At 54.2% G+C, this 23,354-nt stretch carries 25 protein-coding genes, 1 tRNA gene and 1 pseudogene; 17 read left to right on the top strand and 10 right to left on the bottom strand.

The window, feature by feature from the left end; genetic code table 11:
* Positions 1-11 precede the first annotated feature (11 nt).
* The gene (locus V6L79_RS16225) at positions 12-740 is read right to left on the bottom strand and encodes a metallophosphoesterase family protein (RefSeq protein WP_169916587.1); all 729 of its coding nucleotides are present in this window, start codon (positions 738-740) and stop codon (positions 12-14) included.
* Between the two features lie 3 nt (positions 741-743).
* Positions 744-1,247 (bottom strand): hypothetical protein, encoded by a 504-nt coding sequence (locus tag V6L79_RS16230; protein WP_169916586.1) that lies wholly within the window; start codon positions 1,245-1,247, stop codon positions 744-746.
* 249 nt (positions 1,248-1,496) lie between these two features.
* Here V6L79_RS16230 and V6L79_RS16235 point away from each other — a divergent pair, with 249 nt between their 5' ends.
* The 3 genes and pseudogenes from V6L79_RS16235 (at position 1,497) to V6L79_RS16245 (ending at position 4,555) form a co-directional block, all read left to right on the top strand.
* Positions 1,497-1,991, top strand: coding sequence for a helix-turn-helix domain-containing protein (locus tag V6L79_RS16235; protein WP_262372321.1), 495 nt, complete (start codon positions 1,497-1,499; stop codon positions 1,989-1,991).
* Between the two features lie 243 nt (positions 1,992-2,234).
* Positions 2,235-2,846: pseudogene (locus tag V6L79_RS16240) on the top strand (IS3 family transposase); the annotation flags it as partial.
* A gap of 1,469 nt (positions 2,847-4,315) precedes the next feature.
* Positions 4,316-4,555 carry a hypothetical protein gene (locus tag V6L79_RS16245; protein ID WP_169916585.1) on the top strand — a complete coding sequence of 80 codons (240 nt, stop codon included), beginning with the start codon at positions 4,316-4,318 and terminating at the stop codon, positions 4,553-4,555.
* Between the two features lie 78 nt (positions 4,556-4,633).
* Here the strand turns inward: V6L79_RS16245 and V6L79_RS16250 are convergent, their stop codons facing one another.
* Both V6L79_RS16250 and V6L79_RS16255 read right to left on the bottom strand, forming a co-directional pair.
* The gene (locus V6L79_RS16250; protein ID WP_169916584.1) at positions 4,634-5,812 is read right to left on the bottom strand and encodes a relaxase/mobilization nuclease domain-containing protein; all 1,179 of its coding nucleotides are present in this window, start codon (positions 5,810-5,812) and stop codon (positions 4,634-4,636) included.
* Positions 5,813-5,863: 51 nt separating this feature from the next.
* On the bottom strand, positions 5,864-6,769 hold the full coding sequence (locus tag V6L79_RS16255) for a hypothetical protein (RefSeq protein WP_338579154.1): 906 nt from the start codon (positions 6,767-6,769) through the stop codon (positions 5,864-5,866).
* An 80-nt stretch (positions 6,770-6,849) separates the two neighbouring features.
* Between V6L79_RS16255 and V6L79_RS16260 the strand changes: the two genes are divergently transcribed.
* A tRNA-Leu gene (locus V6L79_RS16260) sits at positions 6,850-6,934 on the top strand.
* Between the two features lie 832 nt (positions 6,935-7,766).
* On the opposite strand, the gene V6L79_RS16265 is transcribed toward V6L79_RS16260, so the two are convergent.
* Positions 7,767-8,561 (bottom strand): aminoglycoside phosphotransferase family protein, encoded by a 795-nt coding sequence (locus tag V6L79_RS16265; RefSeq protein ID WP_338580324.1) that lies wholly within the window; start codon positions 8,559-8,561, stop codon positions 7,767-7,769.
* Between the two features lie 403 nt (positions 8,562-8,964).
* Positions 8,965-9,465: a LysR substrate-binding domain-containing protein gene (locus V6L79_RS16270; protein ID WP_338580325.1), complete on the bottom strand. Its 501-nt coding sequence runs from the start codon at positions 9,463-9,465 to the stop codon at positions 8,965-8,967.
* A gap of 164 nt (positions 9,466-9,629) precedes the next feature.
* Here V6L79_RS16270 and V6L79_RS16275 point away from each other — a divergent pair, with 164 nt between their 5' ends.
* From V6L79_RS16275 to V6L79_RS16290, 4 genes are all read left to right on the top strand, one after another.
* A complete protein-coding gene (locus tag V6L79_RS16275) occupies positions 9,630-10,490 on the top strand; it encodes a LysR substrate-binding domain-containing protein (protein ID WP_338579155.1) in 861 nt (286 codons plus the stop codon).
* A 221-nt stretch (positions 10,491-10,711) separates the two neighbouring features.
* Positions 10,712-11,143, top strand: a complete 432-nt coding sequence (locus tag V6L79_RS16280) for an SRPBCC family protein (protein WP_338579156.1) — start codon at positions 10,712-10,714, stop codon at positions 11,141-11,143.
* A complete protein-coding gene (locus V6L79_RS16285; protein ID WP_338579157.1) occupies positions 11,140-11,577 on the top strand; it encodes an EVE domain-containing protein in 438 nt (145 codons plus the stop codon). The genes V6L79_RS16280 and V6L79_RS16285 overlap by 4 nt, the downstream gene beginning before the upstream one ends.
* Positions 11,574-12,047, top strand: a complete 474-nt coding sequence (locus tag V6L79_RS16290; RefSeq protein ID WP_338579158.1) for a MarR family winged helix-turn-helix transcriptional regulator — start codon at positions 11,574-11,576, stop codon at positions 12,045-12,047. The genes V6L79_RS16285 and V6L79_RS16290 overlap by 4 nt, the downstream gene beginning before the upstream one ends.
* A 61-nt stretch (positions 12,048-12,108) precedes the next feature.
* Here the strand turns inward: V6L79_RS16290 and V6L79_RS16295 are convergent, their stop codons facing one another.
* On the bottom strand, positions 12,109-13,059 hold the full coding sequence (locus V6L79_RS16295) for an alpha/beta hydrolase (protein WP_338579159.1): 951 nt from the start codon (positions 13,057-13,059) through the stop codon (positions 12,109-12,111).
* Positions 13,060-13,220: 161 nt separating this feature from the next.
* Between V6L79_RS16295 and V6L79_RS24765 the strand changes: the two genes are divergently transcribed.
* Positions 13,221-13,445, top strand: a complete 225-nt coding sequence (locus V6L79_RS24765) for a winged helix-turn-helix transcriptional regulator (RefSeq protein WP_405046598.1) — start codon at positions 13,221-13,223, stop codon at positions 13,443-13,445.
* Positions 13,442-13,939 (top strand): WYL domain-containing protein, encoded by a 498-nt coding sequence (locus V6L79_RS16300; protein WP_338579160.1) that lies wholly within the window; start codon positions 13,442-13,444, stop codon positions 13,937-13,939. The genes V6L79_RS24765 and V6L79_RS16300 overlap by 4 nt, the downstream gene beginning before the upstream one ends.
* A 427-nt stretch (positions 13,940-14,366) precedes the next feature.
* Here the strand turns inward: V6L79_RS16300 and V6L79_RS16305 are convergent, their stop codons facing one another.
* Positions 14,367-15,764 (bottom strand): MFS transporter, encoded by a 1,398-nt coding sequence (locus V6L79_RS16305; protein WP_338579161.1) that lies wholly within the window; start codon positions 15,762-15,764, stop codon positions 14,367-14,369.
* Positions 15,765-15,893: 129 nt separating this feature from the next.
* Here V6L79_RS16305 and V6L79_RS16310 point away from each other — a divergent pair, with 129 nt between their 5' ends.
* From V6L79_RS16310 to V6L79_RS16330, 5 genes are all read left to right on the top strand, one after another.
* Positions 15,894-16,784 carry a LysR substrate-binding domain-containing protein gene (locus V6L79_RS16310; protein WP_261738362.1) on the top strand — a complete coding sequence of 297 codons (891 nt, stop codon included), beginning with the start codon at positions 15,894-15,896 and terminating at the stop codon, positions 16,782-16,784.
* A 294-nt stretch (positions 16,785-17,078) separates the two neighbouring features.
* Complete coding sequence (locus tag V6L79_RS16315; protein ID WP_338579162.1) at positions 17,079-17,714, top strand: glutathione S-transferase family protein; 636 nt, start codon at positions 17,079-17,081, stop codon at positions 17,712-17,714.
* 23 nt (positions 17,715-17,737) lie between these two features.
* Positions 17,738-18,784 carry an LLM class oxidoreductase gene (locus tag V6L79_RS16320; protein ID WP_338579163.1) on the top strand — a complete coding sequence of 349 codons (1,047 nt, stop codon included), beginning with the start codon at positions 17,738-17,740 and terminating at the stop codon, positions 18,782-18,784.
* 6 nt (positions 18,785-18,790) lie between these two features.
* Positions 18,791-19,141 carry a hypothetical protein gene (locus V6L79_RS16325; RefSeq protein WP_338579164.1) on the top strand — a complete coding sequence of 117 codons (351 nt, stop codon included), beginning with the start codon at positions 18,791-18,793 and terminating at the stop codon, positions 19,139-19,141.
* Positions 19,125-19,289 (top strand): methylated-DNA--[protein]-cysteine S-methyltransferase, encoded by a 165-nt coding sequence (locus V6L79_RS16330; RefSeq protein ID WP_338579165.1) that lies wholly within the window; start codon positions 19,125-19,127, stop codon positions 19,287-19,289. Before V6L79_RS16325 ends, V6L79_RS16330 begins: the two co-directional genes overlap by 17 nt.
* A 17-nt stretch (positions 19,290-19,306) precedes the next feature.
* On the opposite strand, the gene V6L79_RS16335 is transcribed toward V6L79_RS16330, so the two are convergent.
* Positions 19,307-20,545 (bottom strand): EAL domain-containing protein, encoded by a 1,239-nt coding sequence (locus tag V6L79_RS16335; protein ID WP_261738366.1) that lies wholly within the window; start codon positions 20,543-20,545, stop codon positions 19,307-19,309.
* A 384-nt stretch (positions 20,546-20,929) separates the two neighbouring features.
* Between V6L79_RS16335 and V6L79_RS16340 the strand changes: the two genes are divergently transcribed.
* Complete coding sequence (locus V6L79_RS16340) at positions 20,930-21,631, top strand: PAS domain-containing protein (protein WP_338579166.1); 702 nt, start codon at positions 20,930-20,932, stop codon at positions 21,629-21,631.
* A gap of 5 nt (positions 21,632-21,636) precedes the next feature.
* A complete protein-coding gene (locus V6L79_RS16345) occupies positions 21,637-22,422 on the top strand; it encodes a PhzF family phenazine biosynthesis protein (protein WP_261738368.1) in 786 nt (261 codons plus the stop codon).
* A gap of 33 nt (positions 22,423-22,455) precedes the next feature.
* Here V6L79_RS16345 and dapA read toward each other — a convergent pair whose 3' ends face one another.
* Entirely contained in the window at positions 22,456-23,328 is an 873-nt protein-coding gene (gene dapA, locus V6L79_RS16350) for a 4-hydroxy-tetrahydrodipicolinate synthase (RefSeq protein ID WP_338579167.1), read from the bottom strand.
* Positions 23,329-23,354: the final 26 nt, after the last annotated feature.

Consider the following 23,354-nt stretch of genomic DNA (forward strand, 5'->3'; position numbering starts at 1 on the left):
ATCACTGACAATCAAAGCTTGATCAATAAATCAGGATCAAAGCCCGTATTCTGCCCCGGATAACCGCGTGGATTGGACACCACTCGACACCCTTCCTTTAAGAAGTCCGCCGCAACGTGGGTATGCCCATAAACCCAAAGATCAGGCTTACTAAGTAACTCTGACCAATCGTTCGCATACGCTGCAGCCAGATGTCCAGGGTGATCGTCACCCAGGTGATCCAACACTGGTGCATGGTGTGTGACCACCACTGTTTTGCCGTCGAAAGGTCTATTAAGCTCTTGGGTTAGCCATAGGTGAGCTCTCATTGACTTAGCGACTAGGTCGTCTGGACGCAAGCGCCTGTAATCCAAGTCGGCTCGAATAGTCAAGAAATCGTTCATCGAATCCCAAGCAATTCTCTTTGCCGCAACCACATCACCCGTAGACGAATAATCCGTCCAGGCAGTTGTGACCAAAAAGCGTGTGCCATCGAGAATGAGCATCTCGTTTTCGAGTACATGCACATGGGGCAATGTAGCGTCTTTCATCTTTCGCAGTGTGTGACCTATGTGCCCGCCGTAGTACTCATGATTACCGCATACATAGATCACTGGGCATTGAAAAACCTCGCTTGCCCATTTCACGCCCCGCGATTTGATATCAATGTCGCCGGCGAGAATTACTACGTCCGCGTCGCTTGGGGCGGGATCGAACCGAGCGAACTCGAGGTGCAGGTCTGAATAGATTTGTAGCTTCATGGATTAACCTGCTGCCGTTGTAGTGGCGGAGCGATTCGGGGTTTGATAGTTGGTGCAATGGAAATGCTTCCCGGCGGCAGTCATGGCGTCGTAGATCGTTCGAATATTTCTGAGCAGGCATGCGTCGATCACGCCGGGCGAGCTGCTGTAGATTGCTCCGCTATCGACTTTATGAAGCAGTACGCACTCACCGCTTCTGTCGTAGCCGACGATTGCACTGATCAACTTTTCCATACGCTCTAAAGGACTCCCATTCATGCAAGGGGGAGTCACAATCTGAACCACCTCAATCTTGTGCTCTGGGCTCTGCTGCGAGAGTAGGTGTGTCAGCATCGAAGGGTCTGATGGCATCATTTTTTTGAACCGAGGCTTTGCTCCTTCACAAATGCGAAAGCGCACGTGATACCAGAAATCCTCGGTGTCTCGTTCGATCATCCGCCAAGCCGTGCGGCCAGGCCCAGGGAAGCCCGGTAAGCCGACCATACAAGACTCATCTGAAATAAACATGATGCTGATTTCCTCGTTTGCGGTGCTGCAATTCGAAAGGCGGCGCCCAAGTTCGCAAGCAACCAACCTCAGCGATAATTCCTTTAAATTGACAAATATGGACTAAACCGCTGCTGACGACGGAGCCCAACCATCGGCGCCAGTGCAGTGCGGTGGTAGCTACTCACCTGAAATTCACAATTACGCACTATATTACATGGATATGAATTGTTCAATGTGGCCTTATCCTTCCCTTTACGGGAAGCACCCATGCCTTCGAGATCAACGCTGGCAGCGATCCTACGCTCGATCAGAACTGCTCGAGGTCTGTCTCAAGAGCAACTAGGTGGCGCAGTGGAAGCACGGCATTTGCACAATGTCGAGCACGCGAAGACCAACATCACACTCGACATGCTCGAGCGCATCAGCGCGCGACTGGAAGTCGACCCCATTGCTTTATTGGCGATGGCATCCATTTACGAGCGTCAAGAATCTCTCACTTCGTTCAATGCCCGTCTGCTGGCAGAGATGAACAAGCTTGAAGCGCTAGGGGTTCTCTCTGGTTTACCGAGCCATTTCGAAGGCGGTGGTTTAGTAACAGGCAAAGCCGGCAAGCGACCTATCCCGGCAGATAGAATTCAGGCTGTGCTTGCCTGCAAAGCTGAAGGAATGACGCAGAAGCAGACATCTTTAAAATTAGGGATGGCTGCTTCAACCGTTCATAAAATCTGGCATTCAGATTCTGGATCCGCCGCCAGTCAATGAGTCTAAGTACCTCGCGGTCTAGCTCTAGCGGTGGCTTCCACAGCCGGCCACTCTTAGGCAGCACTGTTGGATTCTACTCGATGAGGTCTCACGCATGCTCACCAAGGGGCAACTGTCGGGATGCGACATCCCATCCCCCAAGCCTCCCGCCGCGCATGCACGGAAAACTAGTAACCCTGTGCCCAAGGGCGGCTGCCACTTTCGCACCTCCGCGTGTGAATCAGAACCGGCTATCGCTCACTGCTTATGCGTCTTGAAGGGCTGCGCTCTTGGACAGGGTATAGACGTAGTCCTGGAAAGTACGGCGGTAAGCCAGCGGTCGCCGCACCCAGTTTGCTGAGGCGCCAGTTCGATGTCAGAGAACCCAACAAAGTTTGGGTCACCGACATCCGTACGTATGAGGGCTGGCTGTATTTGGCTGTGGTGCTGGATCTGTTTTCTCGTCAGGTTGTTAGCTGGTGAATGAAGTCGCAGATGACCGGTGATTTGGCAATTGATGCGTTATTGTTGGCGGTTTGGAGGCGTAAACCGAAACACAAGGTGATGGTTCACTCCATCCAAGGCAGCCAGTACAGCAGCTCGGATTGGCGCAGTTTTTTAAAAGCGAACCATTTGGTTGCCAGCATGAGTCGTCGAGGCAACTGTCATGACAACGCCGTGGCCGAGAGCTTTTTCCAGCTTCTAAAGCGGGAACGGATCAAGCGGAAAATCTACACCACGCGGGAAGATGCACGTAGTGATGTGTTTTATTACATCAAGATTTTCTACAACGCGAAACTTCGTCATGGTTTCAACAATCAGCTGTTGCCGGTAGAGTTTGAAAAGCGTTACGCAATGAGCTTTCAGGGGGTCTAAAGAACCCGGGGCGATTCAAACCGTCAAGATGAGTGCTGATTCAACCCCAGACATAGTCAACCTCATAACTTAATCATGGCGAGTTATCAAAAAACATTCCGGCAGCGCTTACCCGGGGGTTAAGAGTGTTCGCGGCATCCTCTACTCGCCATGCATAAATTGAATACTCACGGGGGGAGCACTATACCGCTGGCTCTCCTTGCCTGAATTATAAATACAGGATTCTTCGTCAAAAACCCTATCATTGCATCATGCCTTAACCCTCATTAAGGACTTCATATCAAATCAATATCATGCGAAACACACCCTGTTACAATTCAATAATCAGCCAATATCACATCCACTGCTCGGTAGATCACTAAAAACCCACAATACTGTCAAATTAGAATTAGAAATATATCATTTTGAGGCCTTGACAACTTTTTTAGCTGTTTTTAAAATACTTAAAAAGCAAACCATTCTTCTCTTTCTGAACGCACTTCAATATAAAACTGCAGAAATTATAGAAATCAACTTTCATCTTCCTTGTGCTTTTCCTAAAACTTGTACATGGGCTGGATTTCAGAGAATCGCTTATTCGGCCGCAGGCCGGCTAGCTTATCTTTTGATCTCAAATGAAAGCGGTAATTTTTTGGGATAATTACGTCTAGATTTTGGGAATCGGCACACCATCAAAATGTCTGGTTTGAGGACAGCCTCACTGGCGAACCTATGTTGAACAGATGTAGCGGTGCCCTCTGCCCCGGGACAATCGATTAGCGTATCAGCTGGTTGCTCCACTCTGCTCTACTGCACGTCAGTTTCAGGTTGAGTTTCAATATCGTTCTCACGGCCATCCAGTCAGCTACTCCAGTACATTCTGCCATCCATTCCAGATTCAGCCGGACACACTTAATGAAGGCCGTAGTTCAGGATTGATTCGCCACCATCGACCGTTTTTTTCGTCACCGCCTCCTCAGCCTCCCCTCATGATCTGCGGCAAAAACTGGCCTAATTAGCGTCAATCAAATACCCAGACTCTGCCAGCCTAACGCTGGGACTAGGAAGGTGACCTGTCTAGACGCTCACGGACAGCGCTGCACCCATAAACATTAGCGCGACCAAAATTGTTGAGGCCGCGGACACTTGGACGATCGAGCTAGATTTTCGTCGGGAGGCTACGTAGCGGAAAGCGGGCGATAGCGATCATGAGGTTGTCCAATAACCGCTTGAATGGGCATGATCCTTGCTTGGCTAGCCTACGCAAAGTGACGATAAAAAGGCTGTATTAAAATAAGCCATGCCAACTCACAGAGCCATGATCAAATCAAGGCAGCTAAAGGTTACCAGATAAAAACCGAAGCCCCGAAACGGGTGAAATGGAGCGTAGGTGGTGTCGAGCAACTCTACTGGCCGGCTCAAAAAGTCGAAAAAATCAGTTTACTGCTGTCGACATCAGCGCGCCAACTAACGGTGCTGGCCGGCTCACCATGATCCAAGACACTTTTTTTGAGAGTTTTTACGCTGCTGGATCTGCGGCTCAATGGAAGAAATCGTCTTTCGAACCAGTCGATGTCACGCGCTACGACATGATCGAAACCCCTGCAATCCTGACACCGCGCATCGTCGTACTTAAAGTCGGCGGTCTGGTGCGTGCTGCCAGCTTTTGTCTTCAACAAAAAGCTCACCTACGTTTTCCTAGATCTTGGATTGGTTGCGTTTGGATGTAGTCATCGCCACTTTGAAGGCTGAAAACGTACCCAGCAACGCGTTGACCGGGTACGCCATCACCAATAACGAACCGAGCATTATGGATGCAGTGAATCAAACTCGTACTCCATTGGCTTTTTGGCGGGTAGAACCAGAGGCTGGCCTGGGATGTACTCGACATAATACTTGGATGGCCTGTTGTTAGCGCCCTTTAAGGTCAGATCGATACCTAGCAGCATTTCCAGGGCTTCTAGGATCGCTTTGACGTCTCTGTCGAGTCTCCAGTTGTTTGATTTGACTTTGATCGGGATTCGTCGCGCGCCGCCTTCGAATAGGAGGTAGAAGTACCGGAGTCGCTCAGATCTTTGATGTTCGTCCTGATCTCTTCGAACAATTTCGACCTGAAGCTCTGAAATGGTTTCGGGGTCATAATGTATTCCTTCCTGTGTAGTTAGTTTGTGCCAAGTCAATCTTGAGCGCTTGAGCTGTCTACCACTGATGTGTTTGCCGTCAAATTCGAACGAGATCCCTTTGGGTTGGCCATCGTCGTTCAGCGTCAGTTTGATGTAGACCTTTTGCTTTCTCAGCGCCCGGACGAAGTCGAACATGTCGCCATCCTGGGCGTTCGTGGCTTCGATAGCTCCAGCGATCTTGGTGATCATCTTGTGCTTCAAAGGCAGGTCGTTGTCGCGAATCGATGCTTGGAGCTCGGCATGGGTGATCGAGACGCCCCAGGTGCCCTTCGGCTTAGGGGCTTTGCTCAGGTTGAAGCGGTCTTCGATACCCGACACTGACTCCAGGCTGATTGAGCGTTCGTTGCTGTCCCTGACCATGGAGAAGTCATCATTGAGCCGGATGCGATTTGCGACGATGTGGACGTGTTGATGATCCTTGTCCTGGTGCATTACAGCGACGTACTGGTTAGTCTCGTCAAAGCTCAGATCAGTCATGTATTTGGTGACCGCCTGACGCCATTGTGGAGTTGTCAGGGACTCTCCGGGGCGCAGGGACAGCATTGCGTGGAAGACCGGTTTGATGGCTTTCTCAGAGTCGATTGAGAAGCGGCGAAGGGTCTCAATCTGGTCGAACTCTTTGATAATCTCCGCGAGGTCTGCTTCGTTACCCTGAAGGACGCCTGGCAGTGGATCTTTGCTCATGGTGTTGAAGCTGATCGTACGGATTCCGCTGATCCCGTGGTCGTGCTTTGTGCAGCCGAAGATGTATCGAATGCGGTTCTTGAAAGAGCCTGCTGACTTCGGAAAAATCTTGCCGATCATTGAACACCCCCGAGGTTTACCTGGGCGATGTACTTCACTTTTTCAAGGAGCTCACTGCCGGGGCGGTCGGCGTTGATCAGCGATGCGAGATTCATGAGCTCCCTGGCGATCTGGACGACATCCTGGGTGACCTTGGGCTTTACATGGCCGCACTCCGCTAAAAAGCATAAAGAGGACAGCGGCTGAAACGGTTTTAAAAGATGTTGGCACATCTCGCATCGGCTGCTGATCAGCAATAGCTAGGCACTCTGCAATAAACCCCCCAAGCTCATTAGGATTTATGCGTATCTTTGATCGCTTATTTTCGTGCCAGATTTTTAGCGTAGTCATGATGTCAACTGGATTGTATTCAACCAGCCTTTTTGAGCCGCTATCGTAAAAGGCTATGGCAAACGAAAAGATCGAGCCGAGCAGGGATAGTGTCTTGTTAGCCGTCCTCTCCCGTGGCGGGCCAAGTGTCCCATCCTTTTTTGGCAACGGTTTAGTCACCTTTGCGTGCAGGGCGGTCACATCTTTAGCGGCTATTGTGCGCAAAGGCCTGCCGGACAAATTTGGAGCAATGTGATTTTTAAAAGTCTTGCGATAGTCGTCGATGGTGCACTCAGTGAGCTTCGCTTTTGCGATCAGCATGTCCTCGAATGCGCTCTCGACAGTCACTTCCTCTTGCAAGTCTTTCGTGGTTTTTTCCTCCAGCATCGCTTCCAGGTTCGTGTACACCGACAGGGCTTCGTCGCGAATCATCGGAATTTTTGTAGTGCGTTTGTCGAAAGCACCCAGCTTAATCCTGTGGTCTCGCCCTTTGATTTTGCGCACCACAAAAAAAGTTTTACCGCCTGCTTTGGTGACCCGGATCGCCAGACCTTTGATTTCCGTGTCGTACACTAGGATGTCGGATTTGCCTTGCGGGCACGTCAGGTCGTCCAGCGTGGACTTAGTAAAATTAATTTTCAAGGCCATAACACGTCGTTTCCCTGGTTAAGTGATTGATTTTGACTTTGTTTTGGGGTTAAATCGTCGCCTGCTTTACCGCAACATCAGCCCCGATGGTGAAATTGGTAGACACACCGGACTTAAAATCCGTCGCAGAAATGTGTGCCGGTTCGACTCCGGCTCGGGGCACCATCTAGCTTCATCCCGCTCAATCAAAAAACACCCCTATTTGTCCCCAGCGTCTACCGAGACCTTGGTGTTTTTTGCTGTCTGCGATTTGGTATGCAGCACCTTAAAATTGGTAGCCGGCTTGGGAGCTATTTGGGAGCTGGCGTGGGAGCTCTGCTGGTAGCTTTCGCCATTCCAGGCCTGCCGAGCTCAGCTTTCACCCGCTCTTTAATGCAGCTAAGAATGTCCGTAAGTTACTGTTTTAACAAGTTTTTAAGCCTATAAGTACGGGCAAAAGCCGGCCTCAGCGCTCAACTGCTTTTGTATGCTGGCGACGGGTAAGATGACTTAAAATCCCCCGCTCGTAAGGGCGTGCCGGTTCGATTCCGGCTTCGGGCACCAAACAAATCAAGGGCTTGCATGAGATTCTTCGTGCAGGCCCTTTGTTTTTTGTTCCGTAATTCTGAAAGCTGTTCCGCAATTCTTGATTTTCGCCCCTCCCCCTGGCGTCCTGCCAAAGTACAAAATCCCAAGCTCATACCACTGCCAAACACCTCGCGCCCGACATTCGCAGCTGCATGCCGTACCTTGAGTTCACCTATGGTTTTTACTCATGCTGAATTGATTGCAACATCACGGGAACCGCACACTATCCCTCTCACCAGCCCGGAATCGGTCGTCGCACAACTCAGGAGTAAAGCGATAACTTTGGCTAGCGTAACGGGCAGGTCGTGCCAAACGCGTAACCTGGACACTCCACTTATGCTTCAGCGTCTAGAGGATCAAAATGAGAACAAGGCTACTTGCATTATTGGGTCGGCAGAACATTATTCTTGGCCTTGCCCTACCGTAAAACTCACAACCCAAGCGCCAACGCTGCAAGCTTCGCCACTCCAAGGGGGATGGCCGGCTCAATGCCGTCCTCGAGCATCCAGGCTGCTGACAACCCGGCCCACGCGAGCACCCATTGCAATAACCTGTGGCGATCGATGTCGGATGCCTGTGTCACGATACCGATCCGGCGCGCGAAACAACTTGGGGCCAAAGCGCTTTTGATATCGGGATTGCAGAAAATATTCGCGTAATCGAAGCCGCGCTCACCGTACAGTCCCTTAGGATCGATAGCGAGCCACCCCTTAGATCCGAAGTCCAACACATTGCCGTGATGGATGTCACCATGCAGTACCCTTAAGTCGCGCGGCGCATCCAGGAGTTCGCGAGCGGTTTTCGCGCTCTGTACAAATACCCCTCGGTGCGTTGCCGCTGCGCTCCATAGGGCTTCGAACCGTTGCACCAGTGGGACTAAAGCAGGAGCCGGTTTTGCGCGTGGTGTGTGAAGGCGGCTGGCCACAGCACAGAGAATGCGAGTAGCCTCATCGTCCTGGCCGCAGCTCACCATACGTGTAAGCGAGGCCGAGCCGCTCGCGCGCTCCATCAGTAAGGCCTCGCCATCATGTCTCAACACGGGCGCCGCCCCCTCACCATCCCACCAAGCCATGAGCAGATTGCCTGCTTGCTCTTCCACTTCTTGCGAGATTTTGAGCATGGCGGGCATGCCGTAGTGGCGAACGGGAAGTAGATTGCCATTCAGCGAGACGAAAGCATCACCGTCGATGGTCAGCTCCCATCGTTTCAAGTATTGATCAAACATAAACGCATTAATTTTCGCTTTTAATCGAGCAATCATTATGAATGATTGGGACATAAGGCTAAACGTCTGCTTTTGGCCGAGGCTGTGTAAAAACGTTTTTCAGTGCGATAGGCACTCAAAACCAGACTGGAAGTCGCGCTTCTACGGAAAATCCACATCTGCAGATGTGCCGATAAATGCCAGATTTAACGTAGAAGCGCACACTTCAATTTTGGCGACGCGTTTTTACACGCTCTGGGCCGATAGCTGCCGCTCGCGAACAACCACTTTCGGCCAAAAGCAGACACAAAAGCTTTATCACCTATCCACTGAATAGCTGGTCGTGCATAGACATCATCACCCCGGGGGATCAGCACTAACGTGGCCTACGAAACCGAACCGGTCCTGGCACCTGCGCACGACCCTACTTCACCTGCGCCTCCTCCAACAGCCAATGCGCAAATGCCTGGATGGGCGCGCGGCTCAGCTCAAGGGGGTCGGGTAACACGAGGCAAAAGGTCTTGGCGACATTCTTTTCCTGCGGCCATGGCGCAACCAGCCGGCCTTGCGCCAGTTCCGCTTCCACGTACAGGCGCGGTACGAGTGCCACGCCGAGACCAGCCAGTGCGGCCTCGATCAACATCGCATGCAAATCGTAGCGCGCGCCCATCGCTGCGTTGCTCAGGACAATCCCGGTTTCCTGTGCATACCGATCCGCCAGTGTGCCGGTGGCCATCAGTACCGTGGTGCAGGCGATGGTGTAGGCATTCATGATCCACTGCATATCTTTGAAATCGCTGCGCAGAACCGATTCAAGTGTGGGCAGAATGGCCGGCACGCTCGAGATTTCCAGGCCGAACATCAGCGAGGCCAAGCAAACGGCGGCTATCGTGAAAACATCTTTTTGCGAAGAAGAGAACTGCATCGTGATCTTCCAGATCAAGTTGATGGGCTCCGGCAAGACCGCTCTGAATGTCAGCCTCGCCAGACATAACTCCAAGTGACCGGCCGCATTCTGGAAGTAATTAAAAAATGACAGAAATGATTTAATTTCGTAAGTTTTATTAATATTCGTCATGAGTTGACTAAATGGACTTCGACCCAGCGCTATTGCGTGCTTTTGTCGCGATCAAGGAAACCGGCAGTTTCACTCGTGCCGCAGAGCGGCTGCACTTGAGCCAGTCAGCGATCAGTCATCAAATCCGTCGCTTGGAAGAACAGGCCGGTACCACGCTACTGGTGCGCACCACCCGACGTTTGACGCTGACAGAAGATGGCGAAGATTTCCTGCGCCATGCCGAACACGTCCTAAGAGCGCAAGACGCCCTCTCCCGGCGTTTCGAAGCGTCGTCGGTATCCGGGACCGTGCGCTTCGGAGTGCCTGAAAATTTTATCGGCGACGGCCTGCCGCCGTTACTGACTCGGTTCGCCAGACAATTTCCCGCCGTACGTCTGGATGTAACCGTTGGCACCTACCTTGATCTGCGCGCGCTGGTCGATGCCGATGGGCTCGATCTGGCCGTCGTCATGGCATTGCCGGGCAGTCCGCCCGGCGGTACCGTGCTGCGCGAAACCAGGTTTGTCTGGGCCGCAGCGCAGAGTTTCGCCTTTACCGGCGACTCCCCTTTGCCGCTGGCGTTTGCACCAACGCCCTGCTTGCACCGCCAAGTGGCCGTAGAGGCATTGGAGCATTCCACTGTGGATTGGCGCGTAGCCTTTACCTCCCCAAGTCAACAAGGACTGCGGGCAGCAGTGTTGGCGGGGCTTGCCGTCACCGCTCTACCGTTGGGAGATCTAGAGCCCGGCATGGTGGTGATTGACGGCCAACATGGCCTGCCAGCGCTGCTGGATGCTGACTTCAGACTGATTTGGAGTGCCACAGGAAAGACACCTGCGGCCAATGCATTTGGGCAGCTGCTGGTAGAGATGTCTGAGTCGCCATCAATCTAGAACAAGCTGACTGCCATTGGCATTCCAGAGTCAGTGCCCTGTTGATTGTGAAGGGTTGCTTTGGATGGTTGCGGCTCTTAGCGACGGCCGCAATCGGTCCAGAAGCGGACGTGTTAGAGAAGGGAAATTAATCTGTTCCCCGTTTAATTAATTGAACGACTGCGTTGATCAATTATGTATGCGCACATACAATATGCGCGCATGCATAAAGGGAGTTCAGCATGCCTCACACTCACCACGCCAGTGCTTCGTATAGCCACGAAACTAGCGCAACCACCGCCATGATTTGGGGGTTTTTCACAGACGTCGCTGGCTGGAAGGAATGGAATGCAGGCGTCTATTCGTGCGTACTTGAGGGTCTCTTCATTAAAGGCACGTGGATGACGATGGTGTTGCCGGATCAGGAGGTCATTAAGTCCCAGCTCGTAGAAGTCACTGAACCTACCGGGTTTACAGACGAGACCACGCTTGGCGACATCACTGTGCGCGTGAGGCATGAAGTGAGTTTATTGCCCGCTGGAAACTGCTCAATCACTTACACGATCGATGTAAACGGAATCGGCGCCCAGGCAGTTTGTGATCAGGTTTCTTCTGACTTTCCAGACGTATTGCGCGCTCTGGCAGAACGGGCAGAACGGCAGGTGAGCCAATGACTCAGGCGTGGCTTGGCGTTGTGTCGCGCTCGCACGTTTGCCAAGGTGTGGAGGGAGGTTTTGCGCAGGTATGCCATGGCAAGGCTCAGCCGCTACGCAGAATGAAGAAAGGCGATATTTTCGTCTACTACTCACCGAGTGTGGAGATGCAAGGCGCCCCTCTGAAAGCATTCACAGCGCTGGGGATGATCCACGACGACGAGGTTTTTGAATACGACATGGGCAACGGTTTTGTACCGTTTCGCCGCCGAGTTAAGTATGGCCAGGCAAGAGAAGTGCCCCTGGAAACAGTGCGAGGGGATTTGGATCTGTGTGTCCCGCGAAACTGGGGCATTATTTTGAGGCGTGGTCTGATTCCCCTAACCGATAACGACATTGGCGTCATTGCCCGCGCGATGGACGTTGATCTGGCAGCATTGAGGAGTAACCCATGACGTCGAAGCCACTCCCCACCGTCCACAGCGGACCGTCTGACAGCCCTGGATTTTTGCTCTGGCGCATCTCCAATAACTGGCAGCGAGATCAGCGCGCAGCGTTGCAACCGCTGGGTTTGACGCACACTCAGTTCGTCATGCTGGCAGTCGTTACCTGGTTCAGTTCGCAAGAACCTCTTACCCAGACGCGACTATCGCAGTTGACCGGCAGTGACCCAATGACAACATCTCAGACGGTTCGCACGCTCCTCGCCAATGGTCTGCTCGAGCGGAATGCCCATCCTACCGACACTCGGGCCAAGGTAATTTCCGTCACCGATGCCGGGCGAGAATTGGCGCACGAGGCCGTCCTTGTTGTGGAGGAAGTTGACCGCCAATTTTTCTTACCGTTGGGCGAGCAGCGGTCCAGCTTGGTACAGCTTTTTCAAATGATGCTCGACAAAGGGCCAGTGCCGGATGAATTGTCTTGATTATGTAGACACGCAATGACCGCTTCTGGCCGACTCTGTTGAAAAATTGCTCTTTTAAAGGTCAGCTTGCAGACGTCTGCTTTAACCAGTCCAGAATTGTCTTGGTTGTCTCTTGTGGCTTTTCTTCCTGAATCCAGTGGCCTGTGTCCAGGCTGACAACCTCGACGTTTGGCACAAAGTCACTCAGATTTGGGGACTTTGGTATCGTATCGCGGTCCCCGTAGATCATTAGCGCGGGGTGATGAACAATCGGGTCAACGTCCGCCAAGAGATGCCAGTTGCGGTCCAGATTTCGATACCAGTTGATACTGCTCGTGAAGCCAGAGACCTCAAACGCGGCGTCGAGGACAGACAGCTCGGCATCTGTCATGAGCGGCTCTCCGGTATCAGCCTCAGCCTCGGCCTCAGCCAAGTTGATCATTGCCATTCCTAGTTCGGGTGCTTGTGTTTGTTCGTTCTTGCGATACAGATTTCGAAGGAACTGTTGCCTGTTTTGATCCAGGATCGCATCCGCCACTCCGGGGTGCCGATTGAAATGCACCATGTAGTTATCAGGCCCCATGAAGCTTTCGATCAACTCCACCCACGGGATGTCACCCCGTTCCTGATAGGGAAGTGCGAGCGCGATGACCTTGCTCACTCGGTTTGGATGCAGTAGCGCCGTACCCCAGACAACATTAGCGCCCCAATCATGGCCGACAAAGACGGCATCGTCGTATCCGAAGTGATCAAGCAGCGCGACAAGGTCGTCAGTCAAATGCGCGAGGTCATATGCGGCCACGTCAGTCGGCCGTGCAGAATTGCCATACCCACGCTGGTTCGGCACGATGACGTGATAGCCAGCGGTCGCAAGCGCTGGCAATTGATGCCGCCAGCAAAAGGCATGCGCCGGCCAGCCGTGACAAAGTACGATCGGGTTTCCAAAATTTTCTTTTCCTGCTTCAAAAACTTCCAATTCAACACCGTTTACCGAGATCAAAGTGGGCATGGGAAAGCCGTTGGAGTTAAACATTTATCTTCCTTTTTGGTTTGGATGGGCGATCAGGCAGCGGCGCAGCACTTGATGTCGGTAGTTCCGAGGATTTGTGCCAGACATCCAGCTGACGTCGACACTCGTAAACTACGAGGTAAAGGTGTCAAAATCTGACACCTTTGATTATTGATCCAAAGAAGATGAATGTTCGCCTTCGACAAGAAGCCATCATACGCAGCCTCCGCCGCAACGGATCATCAACCATTGCCGAGCTCGCAGGCCAGGTAGGGGCATCCCGCAGCACGCTGTTACGTGACATTAATGCGTTGCGAGAACAGGGTTTGTCATTCGCTCTGAACCTGGTCGCGGCGGCGGGCTGCAACTTGACCCCCGTTCAGTTCAGACCGCGCCACGTCTTTCAGTGATCGAGGTTTTTGCGCTTTTGATCAGCGTGGCATCTATGCGTGCGGCGGGAAATCTACCATTCTCAAGCGTTGCAGATACCGGACTTGCAAAGATTGAAAAGGCACTGCCATCAGACAAAATTCGGGATTTGCGGCATTTTCTGGACTGTCTGTATATTGGAGAACTTGCCCCGCAGGTGGACAGAACCAATATCGGAACAATGGACCCTGCCTTGCTTCCGGAATTTGAGGCAGCCTTTCTTCAGCGCCTGCATCTGCGATTCAATTACCGCGATGCAAAAGGTGAAAGCAGCACACGTGTGGTTGAGCCGCAAGCGATGCTGATTCTGCCGCCACTCTGGTATCTGGTGGCCTGGGATCCTGCACGTGAAGATTTCCGGCATTTCCGCATGGACAGGATCAGAGAACCGTACTGTATCGAAGGAACGACGTTTCGAAAACGGAACGTCGTTTTCGATGATGGCGTCCGACCTCTGGATAATTCACAGCGCTAGTGTTTCGCGGCGGTTTCCTATCCCGAATCAGTGGCACACAGAACCTAAAACCAAAGTGGGTGGTATGCCATACAGGTGCAAGGAAATGTGATTTACGTACCCACAAAGAAAGGCTCTCACGCTCAGCTTAATGTAGGGGCTGTTTTATATAAGCGGAGTCATTCAGTGAGAATGCTTCTGTGAGCGTTTTACCAAGATTGCCTTGACCAATAGCTGATTCGGTTCGATACCTAATCCTCATGACACAACTAAAGGGTTTTTCGTGATCCTGCGCCTCTACGGCCCTACCAAGAGCTTTTTCGAAAAGGCATTGAAACCTGGCGACCTGCAAAAACAGTAGTCACCATGCTGCACTGCGCAGAGGAGCATTGATGGGGTGCTTCGTGAACCGGGTTGAGAGGTTCACGAATGCACTTCGTTGCTCAGTTCACGTGTAATGAACTACCCGCGCAGCCTTGTTCGGCAGGATGAGCGCGGCACACACAAACCCCACTACCACCATGCAGGCAGACACCAGGATGGCGTAGCTGAAGCCTTGCACTGCACTACCCCCGTCCGCCAGCACGGCGATGCTCACCGCGACACCCACGGCCAGACCGACTGCAGACCCGACTTCCTGGGTCGTGGTCAGCATGCCGCCCGCCAAACCATGATCGACCGCATCGACGCCCTCGATACCGGCCACGGTCCAGGCCGGGAATGCGATGCCGTAACCAATGCCCGCCAACAAGGTTCCGGGAAGAATCGAACCGGCCCAGGAAGTATCCACGGCCAAGGAAACGCCCAGCAAAGCCAGGCCACAGATAAACAGCGTCATACCGCCCAGAATCACCGGTTTGGTATCGACCCTGGCGATCAGGGTAGGTCCGACCCAGGCGCTGGAGAGCGTGAAGGCTATCGCCATCGGCAACAGCCCCAGGCCTGTCTGAGTAGCACTGAAACCGAGGATTTCCTGCATATACAGAGCCACGACGACAAAAGTCGGCCCCAACGCGGTATTCGCCAGCAGCGACACCAGGTTTGCGCCGCCGGTCATGCGCCGCCAAAAAATCGGAATGGGCATCAGCGGATACTCGACCCGGCTTTCAACCCACACAAATATCGCGAGCAGCCCCACGGCCAGAGCAATCAACCCGTATGTGACGGGAGATGCAAGACCTACGTGCTCGCTGTTGGCAAACGCGAACACCAATGTTGCAGCACCCGCTGCGACCAGAATCGCGCCGCCGATATCCAGGCGCATCGCAGCCATTGAAGCCTCGCGCTTGCCTTCTGGCAAATACCCTGCAAGGGCAATCACCAGCACACCCACGGGGACGTTGATCCAGAGCACCCAGCGCCAGCCCAGCGCGTCGGTGATCAGCCCACCCAAAATCAACCCTGCGACGAAACCGCTTGCAGCTACGGCCGTCCAGGCCCCTAACGCGCGGTTGCGCGATTTCTCGTCAGGAAACAGCGCCAGCAGCAGCGAGAAGGCCGCCGGTGAAAAGAGTGCCGCGCCAAAGCCTTGCATGGCCCGGGTCACGATGAGCATTGCGGGGCTCTGCGAGAAGCCGCCGAGCAACGAGCCCAGGGTGAAGATCACCAGGCCCAGCAAAAATACCCGGCGACGGCCAAACATGTCGGCAGCGCGCCCACCCAACAGCAGAAACCCCGCAATGGCGACGCCATAGGCATTGATGACCCACTGCAAGGCCCCAGGGGTGAACCCCAGGCTTTCCTGAATCTGTGGCAAGGGAATCATGGTGATAGAAAAGTCGAGCAATGCCACAAATTGAGTCGTGCATAACAAAATGAGGCAAAGCCGCCAGCGAGGATTATTCATTGGTACATCCTTGTTGATTTAGTTTTACTAAATTTGTTTAGAACCTCTAAACACGCTGTATCATCGCCCTCACGCCTGGATAGCGGAAACGATCATTTGTGCCCACAACAGTCAGGAAAACTAAACCCCATGGCCACGTCACTGCCCCTTCTCGCGCTGCGTACCTTTGTCGAAGTAGGGCAACGAGGCAGCATCAAGGCCGCTGCTCAAGCGCTGAGTGTCACTTCAGGCGCTGTCAGCCAGCAGATTCGTCTGCTGGAAGAACGGGTCGGCATGGCGCTGTTCACACGGGAGCGAAGCGGGTTGCGCCTGACAGAAGCCGGGGCCAGCGTTCACCCTGCGTTACTCCAGGCCATTGAAAACATGCAGCAGGCGTTGCAGTCGCTGGAGGGCATCAAGTCCCGGCAGACCTTGACCGTCAGTACAGTCGCGACGTTTGCAGCTTCCTGGCTGGTGCCGCGTCTTGGCCGTTTCAACCTGCGCCATCCACACATTGAAGTCAGGGTCGAAGCGACGTCCGCCGTGGTCGACATGCGCCGGGACCGCGTCGATGTGGCACTGCGCCATGGGCTTGGGATCTACCCCGGTTTGCAGGTCACCCGTCTGATGGCGCCCGTGATGGTGCCGGTGGCCAGCCCTGCCCTGATGGCCACCAGCCCGAAAATCACAGACCCCGTGGACTGTCTTGAATTTGCGCTGTTGCACGACTCTGACCGGGCAGACTGGTCCCTCTGGCTCACGGCCCACGATGTCGCCAAAGACCCGCGCGCCGAACGCGGCACTGCGTTCGAGGATGATTTCCTGCTGATCCGCGCCGCCGAGGCCGGTCAAGGGCTGGCCTTGGTGCCCCGGGAATACGCGCTGGAAGAAATCAACGCCGGCCGTCTCGTTCAAGTCCTGGACAAACCCTGGCCTGCGCGCTTTGCCTACTACGTGGTGACCCGCCAGGACGCCATGCACAGAGAAGAGGTTAAGGCGTTCGTGGACTGGATCATGGAAGAAGCTCAGGACGTGGTTTAGCGAACCTTGGCAGATCGCCGTGGGCGCTGAACCAGAGAGTCAGTCAGCACGACAGCCGCCATGCAAACGCAGGTAGTCAAGGCAACTTATTTATCGACCCAGACTTTTCAGGGTCGTTTGCCACGGGCAACACCTCCTGCTCTAGAGGATCGTTTGTCGCCCCCCCCTCGCGCGAACCATGGTTTAGAAAAACTAACCTCATGATGGATAAAACATCGTTTTAAATTCTGCGCGCCAACGGCTAGGGTGCCCCTTCACCTTTTGACTGCCCCGTCGTTCTCCAAAGGCCCCGCCATGAACGCCCCTGACCTGACGCTCTATACCGACAGTTCGCCCAACGGCTTCAAGATCACCATTGCCCTGGAAGAGCTGGACCTGCCCTATACCCTGCACCACGTTCATATCGAGCAGGGCGAACAGCGCCAGCCGGAGTTTCTAAAGCTCAACCCCCATGGGCGCATCCCGGTACTGGTTGACCACGCGACGGGCATCACTCTGTTCGAGTCTGCCGCCATCCTGCTCTACCTGGCCGAAAAGACAGTACGACTATTGCCTGTAGAGCCCTCAGAGCGTTGGGCGGCCATTACCTGGCTCATGTTTCATACTTCAAGCATGGGCCCCATCCTGGGCCAGCGCGTGCATTTCGAACTGTTTGATCAACCTGCGAACCCCACCGCCATCGCCCGCATGCGACAACTGACGGAATCGACGTTCGCGACACTCGATCAACATCTGTCCAACCAGCTATGGCTGGCGGGTGCGCAATACTCGATTGCCGATATCGCGACCTTCGGTTGGATGCATATCGCCCGCATCATCGACTTTGACTTCAGCCGGTTTCGCCACTTGAGCGCATGGTACGAGCGAATTGCCCTGCGCCCGGCCGTGCAACGAGGCATTGCGCTTCCCCAGCCCGCGACGGGCGCCTGACACTACACACCAAGGAACCGGTAATGAACCAGATTGCGATACCCCCGGCCCAGGCCTTGACCTGCGGCGCGGATGCGACGGCTTTTGCCCATCACCCCGGCTACCGCCGGATGTTTGAGCAGGATCAACTGACCCTGGGCATTTTCTTGCCCCTGCGGTTCTACGAAGGCGATATGTCGGTCCTGGCCGGCCAGGCTGATCTGGTCAGTGAACTCGACCGGCTGGGCTTCGCCGCCACGTGGGTACGCGACGTGCCTTTGTACGACCCTTCTTTTGGCGACGCGGGCCAGGTGTTCGACCCCTTCACCTACCTCGCCTACCTCGCCGCACGCACCAAGCAGATTACGCTGGTGACGGGCAGTGCGATCTTCACCTTGCGTCACCCCATCGACCTGGCCAAGGCCGCGGCCACCCTCGACCAACTGTCTGGCGGGCGCCTGGTAATGGGTATCGCCTCCGGTGACCGGCCGATAGAATTTCCGGCCTACGGTCTCGAACATGGCGAACGCGGGGAGCGTTTTGCCCACTCGGTGGATTACTTCCGGCAATTGCTGCAGGCAAGACCCACAGCGATCCAGTCGGCACTGGGCAGTCTGAGCGACGCTCAGTTGCTGCCAAAACCGGTGACCGGCCGCATACCGTTGATCGTGACAGGGCGCTCGCAACAAAGCATGCAGTGGCTGGGTACTCAAGCTGATGGCTGGCTGACCTATCCTGATTCCACCCAGGACCGCAGGGGCCCACAACGCCTGGCGGAAAGAATTCGCACCTGGCGTTCGAGCATTCCAGGGGGTGGGTTCCGCCCGCACATGACCAACGAATGGATCGATCTGGCAGAGGACCCCAACTTTCCGCGCACTCCTCTGCGCGGCGGTTATGTACTCAAGACTGGACGCAATGGGCTCATTGATCTGCTGGGGGAATGGCGCGAAGCGGGAGTCAACCACGCGGCCTTGGGGATTCAGATGGCACAGCGCCCGGCAGCCGACATTATTCAGGAACTGGCGCAGGACGTACTGCCACTATTCCCCTCGCGCACAGGTCCTGCGCCCTACCCTCAGCACTGGTAAGTCACCATGCCCTTTGCAGAACCTCGCTTGCTCAGGGGCTATCTCGATAGCCATCTGGGCAGGATCAACCTGTTGATCGACCCCGATGGGGCCCTAATAAGACTGGACTTCAGCCTCCCTGGCCTCGTCGATGCCCGACCTGAATACCGCGACGTACCCTTGGATCAGGAGGCAACTGCTGACATTCGCCGGCAATTGAGCGAGTACCTCAAGGGTATCCGCCGGGAATTTGATGTCGTTCTGGCGCCTACCGGCAGTGCGTTTCTCAAGGAGGCCTGGGCGCTGCTCAGGGGCATACCCTACGCCACCACAACCACGTACGGCGGCACGGGCAATCGGCATGGCCAACGCGGTTAATCCCATCTCCATCATAGTGCCCTGCCACCGGGTCATCGCCGCCACGGGCCAGCTCACCGGCTACAGCGGTGGGCTGGACAAAAAACGCGGCTTGCTGATGCTTGAGGCCAGGTTTGCGGGCGCGGATGCCTATGACCTGCAGCCCTAGCTACCCCACTGCGATCCTTAACCCTGCGCCATAAATTGTGGCGCAGTGCTGTCGGCCACTAACACTTTGACCAGGGCTGCACCGTCCATGGGCTTGTGGAACAGATAGCCCTGCGCAGAATCAATACCCAACTGCGTAAGGTGTTTTCTCTGCTTATCGGTCTCGACGCCTTCGGCAACGATCTCCAGATTCAAAGAACTGGCCAGCGAAACGATAGATTCAATAATCCGGCTTTCCTTGAAACCTGACGACCGCGCTACAAACCCGGCATCCAGTTTGATCTGATGGAACGGTAATTGAGCCAGACGGGTAATGGACGAAAATCCGCTTCCGAAGTCATCCAGCGACAAGCTGACGCCGCTTCTGATCAGGGTTGTAATATTTTCGATGCTCGCCATATCAAGGGGCAGCGTCTGTTTTTCGGTTATTTCCAGGGTAATAAAACGTACGGGAAGCCCTGCCTTGCGGACTTTCTTTATCAAGTGTTGGGCAAAGCCCTCAATCAGTAATTGCGACGCTTCGATATTGTACGAAAACACCAGCGACTCACCGATGGAATACAAATACTTATGCAGTTTTAAACCTTGCTCCAACAAGCACTCAAACAGTTGATCATGAAGTTGATCCTGCTCAACTACATCCAAAAACAACGAAGGCAACAACAGGCCTTTTTCCGGATGTTGCCAGCGGGCCAATACTTCAACACCGAGCATTCTGTTGGTTTTCAAGCATATTTTTGGCTGGAAATAGGGAACCATATGTTGTGCCTCCAGCGCCTGTACCACCGCACTCCCGCCCAGATCGCCGGTGCTTTCAGACGGGACATGCACCGGGCGCATGTGGCTTGAACGAGAGTGATCATTGACGCATCTTTTCACGGTTGCCACCTTGAGGAGCAAGCTGTTGAACGGTGCCTGCTCCAGGCTGGCGCTATAACCACCGGCGTTATATTTGCGCGCCTTGGCAAGAAAACTGGAGATGCCCCATCTGACGCCGGGTTCGAGCTCATCGCTCTTGAGGATTGAAAAAAAGCCACTGGTTTCACAGAGCATTCTGAAAAATGAAATTTCATCATGTGAACCGAAAGAGTCACAAATCACCAGATCAACCGTTAATGTCGACAGGTCCAGTGAATGCTGTTCACCCGCGCCGGATATAACGTGAGTATGGTTTACTCCCGTCATTCTTAAGCGTTCAAGAATATGTTTGACTCTGGCGCCAATAGAGCAAAACACAATTACATCAAGAGAACGCATACATCCGGACCTCGGGTTAAAAATCATGGTGGGACACCCTAGCAAATAAGCGACCAGGAATTTTCTTGCAAGAATGCTGAATTTTCTTGAACTGACCTGCATCGGTAGCGAACGCGTTAGCACCCGACTTCTTTCCCACCCCAACAGAGTGCGACCTTGCGGACCTGAACTACCCATGTATGCAGCCCTGATATTTCACCCTACCTCGCAAGAGCACCGAGTAGCTGCTGCGCGTACCCAGCGGATGGCGGCTGACTCGAAAGCGGTCCGCCAGACAAAACCACCAACAGGGTTGTTGACTGGCAAAAGATCTAAACATTTAATTGATAATTCAACATTTCGTTGATATTTTTGACGCCTACGACAAATCACTTGAAGGCGTCCATGAAGCTTTCTGAAGCATTACCAGCTGAGCGAAAGCTGATTCTTGACGTGCTTCACAGCACCCTGAAAATGCTCAGCAATGCGGTTGGTCATCACATTGAAATCGTGTTGCATGACTTGACGAACCCGGAGCGATCCATCCTTGCCATCGCCAATGGCCATGTCACTGGGCGCAAAGTGGGCGGCTCAGTGCTGGGCGGCCCAAGCCAGGACTTAGGGGTCACGGCTGTCAGGCGTGCGATGGAAAATCGCTCAAGCGCTGAGCCCGTAGTGGTGGAAAATTACCCGACACTCGCGCCTGATGGCCGCCCGCTACGCAGTTCCACCGTGGTGTATCGCGATAGCAGCGGGCAGCCTTTCGCCAGTCTGTGTATCAATGCGGATTTGAGCGGGGTTGCTGCCGCACACACCATTCTCGGAGGGCTTCTGGGGCTGGAGCGCGCGCCCAGGTCACTCGTTGATGAACCGAGAGATATGGAGCAATTGATGGCGCAAATCATCCAGGGAGCATGCCCCGGCGGGGTCGTAGGGATGAGAAAACCTCAAAAACTTGAAGCTGTACGGCAAATGCAGGATCGCGGGATTTTCATCGTCAAAGGCGGTATTGAAAAAGCTGCTTCCGCGCTCGGCGTGACCCGATACACCATCTACAACTATCTGGAACAGATCCGGGTTTCAGAAAACGCTGACGAGCAGGAATGATCAAAATGCAACTCGATATTTTCCAGGTGGACGCTTTTTCCTCTGAGGTTTTCGGCGGCAACCCGGCTGCGATTTGCCCGCTGCAGGCCTGGTTGCCTGATGCGACGCTGCAACACATCGCAGCAGAGAACAACCTGTCCGAGACTGCGTATGTAGTGCGTAACGGTGAGGTGTTCGAGTTACGCTGGTTTACTCCCACGGTGGAAGTCGACTTGTGTGGTCACGCTACCCTGGCAGCAGCTTGGGTGCTGTTCGAACAGCTTGGTGAAAGCCGCGACATACTGCGTTTTTCCACTCGCAGCGGTGAATTGCGTGTGCGGCGCGAAAACGGCTGCCTGGCGATGGACTTCCCTGCCAAGCAGCCTGAAGCCGTAGCTGTCCCGCCAGGCCTTTTGCAAGCCTTGGGCCTGGATCGGATCGATGCACTTTATCGCACAGATGATTACATCGTGGTGGTGGAGGATGCCGCCATCATCGCTGGCCTCAATCCCGACTTCGTTGCACTGGCCTCGTTCGACGTGCGTGGTGTCGCGGTTACCGCGCCGAGTCGTGACTTCGATTTTGTCTCTCGCTGGTTCGGACCTCGAGTGGGGGTAAATGAAGACCCGGTTACCGGCTCGGCCCACACTTCCCTCGCGCCGTACTGGGCCAAGCGTTTGGGCAAGCGTAGCCTGAGTGCCGAGCAAGGTGGGGCGCGCAAGGGCCAACTGCACTGCGAAGTCTTGGACAATGACCGGGTCATTATCAGCGGCTACGGCTCGCTGTACCTGCGCGGCACCCTCTTCATCTGATATTCAAGAACTGCTTCGGGTTACGGCAATCCATCAATTGCTGTTTTCCAGCCCCTTCAATATGTGTTGCAGGCGTACTTTCAGGCTTTCACTGCCACGCTGCATCGGTGCTCGCAATTCGTCACAGATCAAGCCTTCAATGGCCAGGGCGGATTTCACCGGAGCAGGATTTGGCTCCATGAACAGGCTATGAATCAATGGCACTAGCTGGAAGAAGGTTGCGCGGCCAGCGGCTAGCTGGTTGTCGCGGATCTGTTGATACAGCGCCACGAAGAGCTCGGGATGAACATGTGCCGAGGCAGCAATTGCGCCCGTTGCTCCGAGGCACAATGCACTGAAAATCTGGTTATCTTCGCCACACAGGACATCAACGTTGCCACTGCCCAGCAATGCCAGCGTGTTGGCCTGGTTGCCACCGCAATCCTTGACCGCAACGACCCGCTCATGGGCAACAACGTTTAGCAAAGTGGCTTGTTCGAAGACCACGCCGGTACGGTAAGGAATGTCATAGACAATGATGGGAACGCTGGAGGCATCGGCGACCGTATTGAAAAAAGCTTCGAGCCCCGCCTGAGATGGGCGGATGTAATACGGTGGCGGAACCAGCAAACCGGCCACAGGGCGCTTGAGAATTTCGCTCTGAAATTGCAGCAGCTCAGTCAAATTGTTGCCCGCCAGGCCCATGACAACCCTCTGCGCCGGCACCAGCTCCAGCACCGCATCAAGCACCGCCAGTTGCTCATGCTTGCTCAGTGCTGCTGCTTCGGCCGTGGTGCCGCACACCACAATGCCGTCGATCCCACCTTCCAGCAGATGACCGACCAGACGCTGCAACCCGACAAAGTCGATAGCACTATTGTGGAATGGTGTAACGAGTGGAACCCAGATGCCTTGAAACGATGACATGTACCTTCTCCTTAGGGTAGACCGAT

The sequence above is a fragment of the Pseudomonas sp. ML2-2023-6 genome (assembly GCF_037055265.1).
GTDB classification, from domain to species: Bacteria; Pseudomonadota; Gammaproteobacteria; order Pseudomonadales; family Pseudomonadaceae; genus Aquipseudomonas; species Aquipseudomonas kulmbachensis.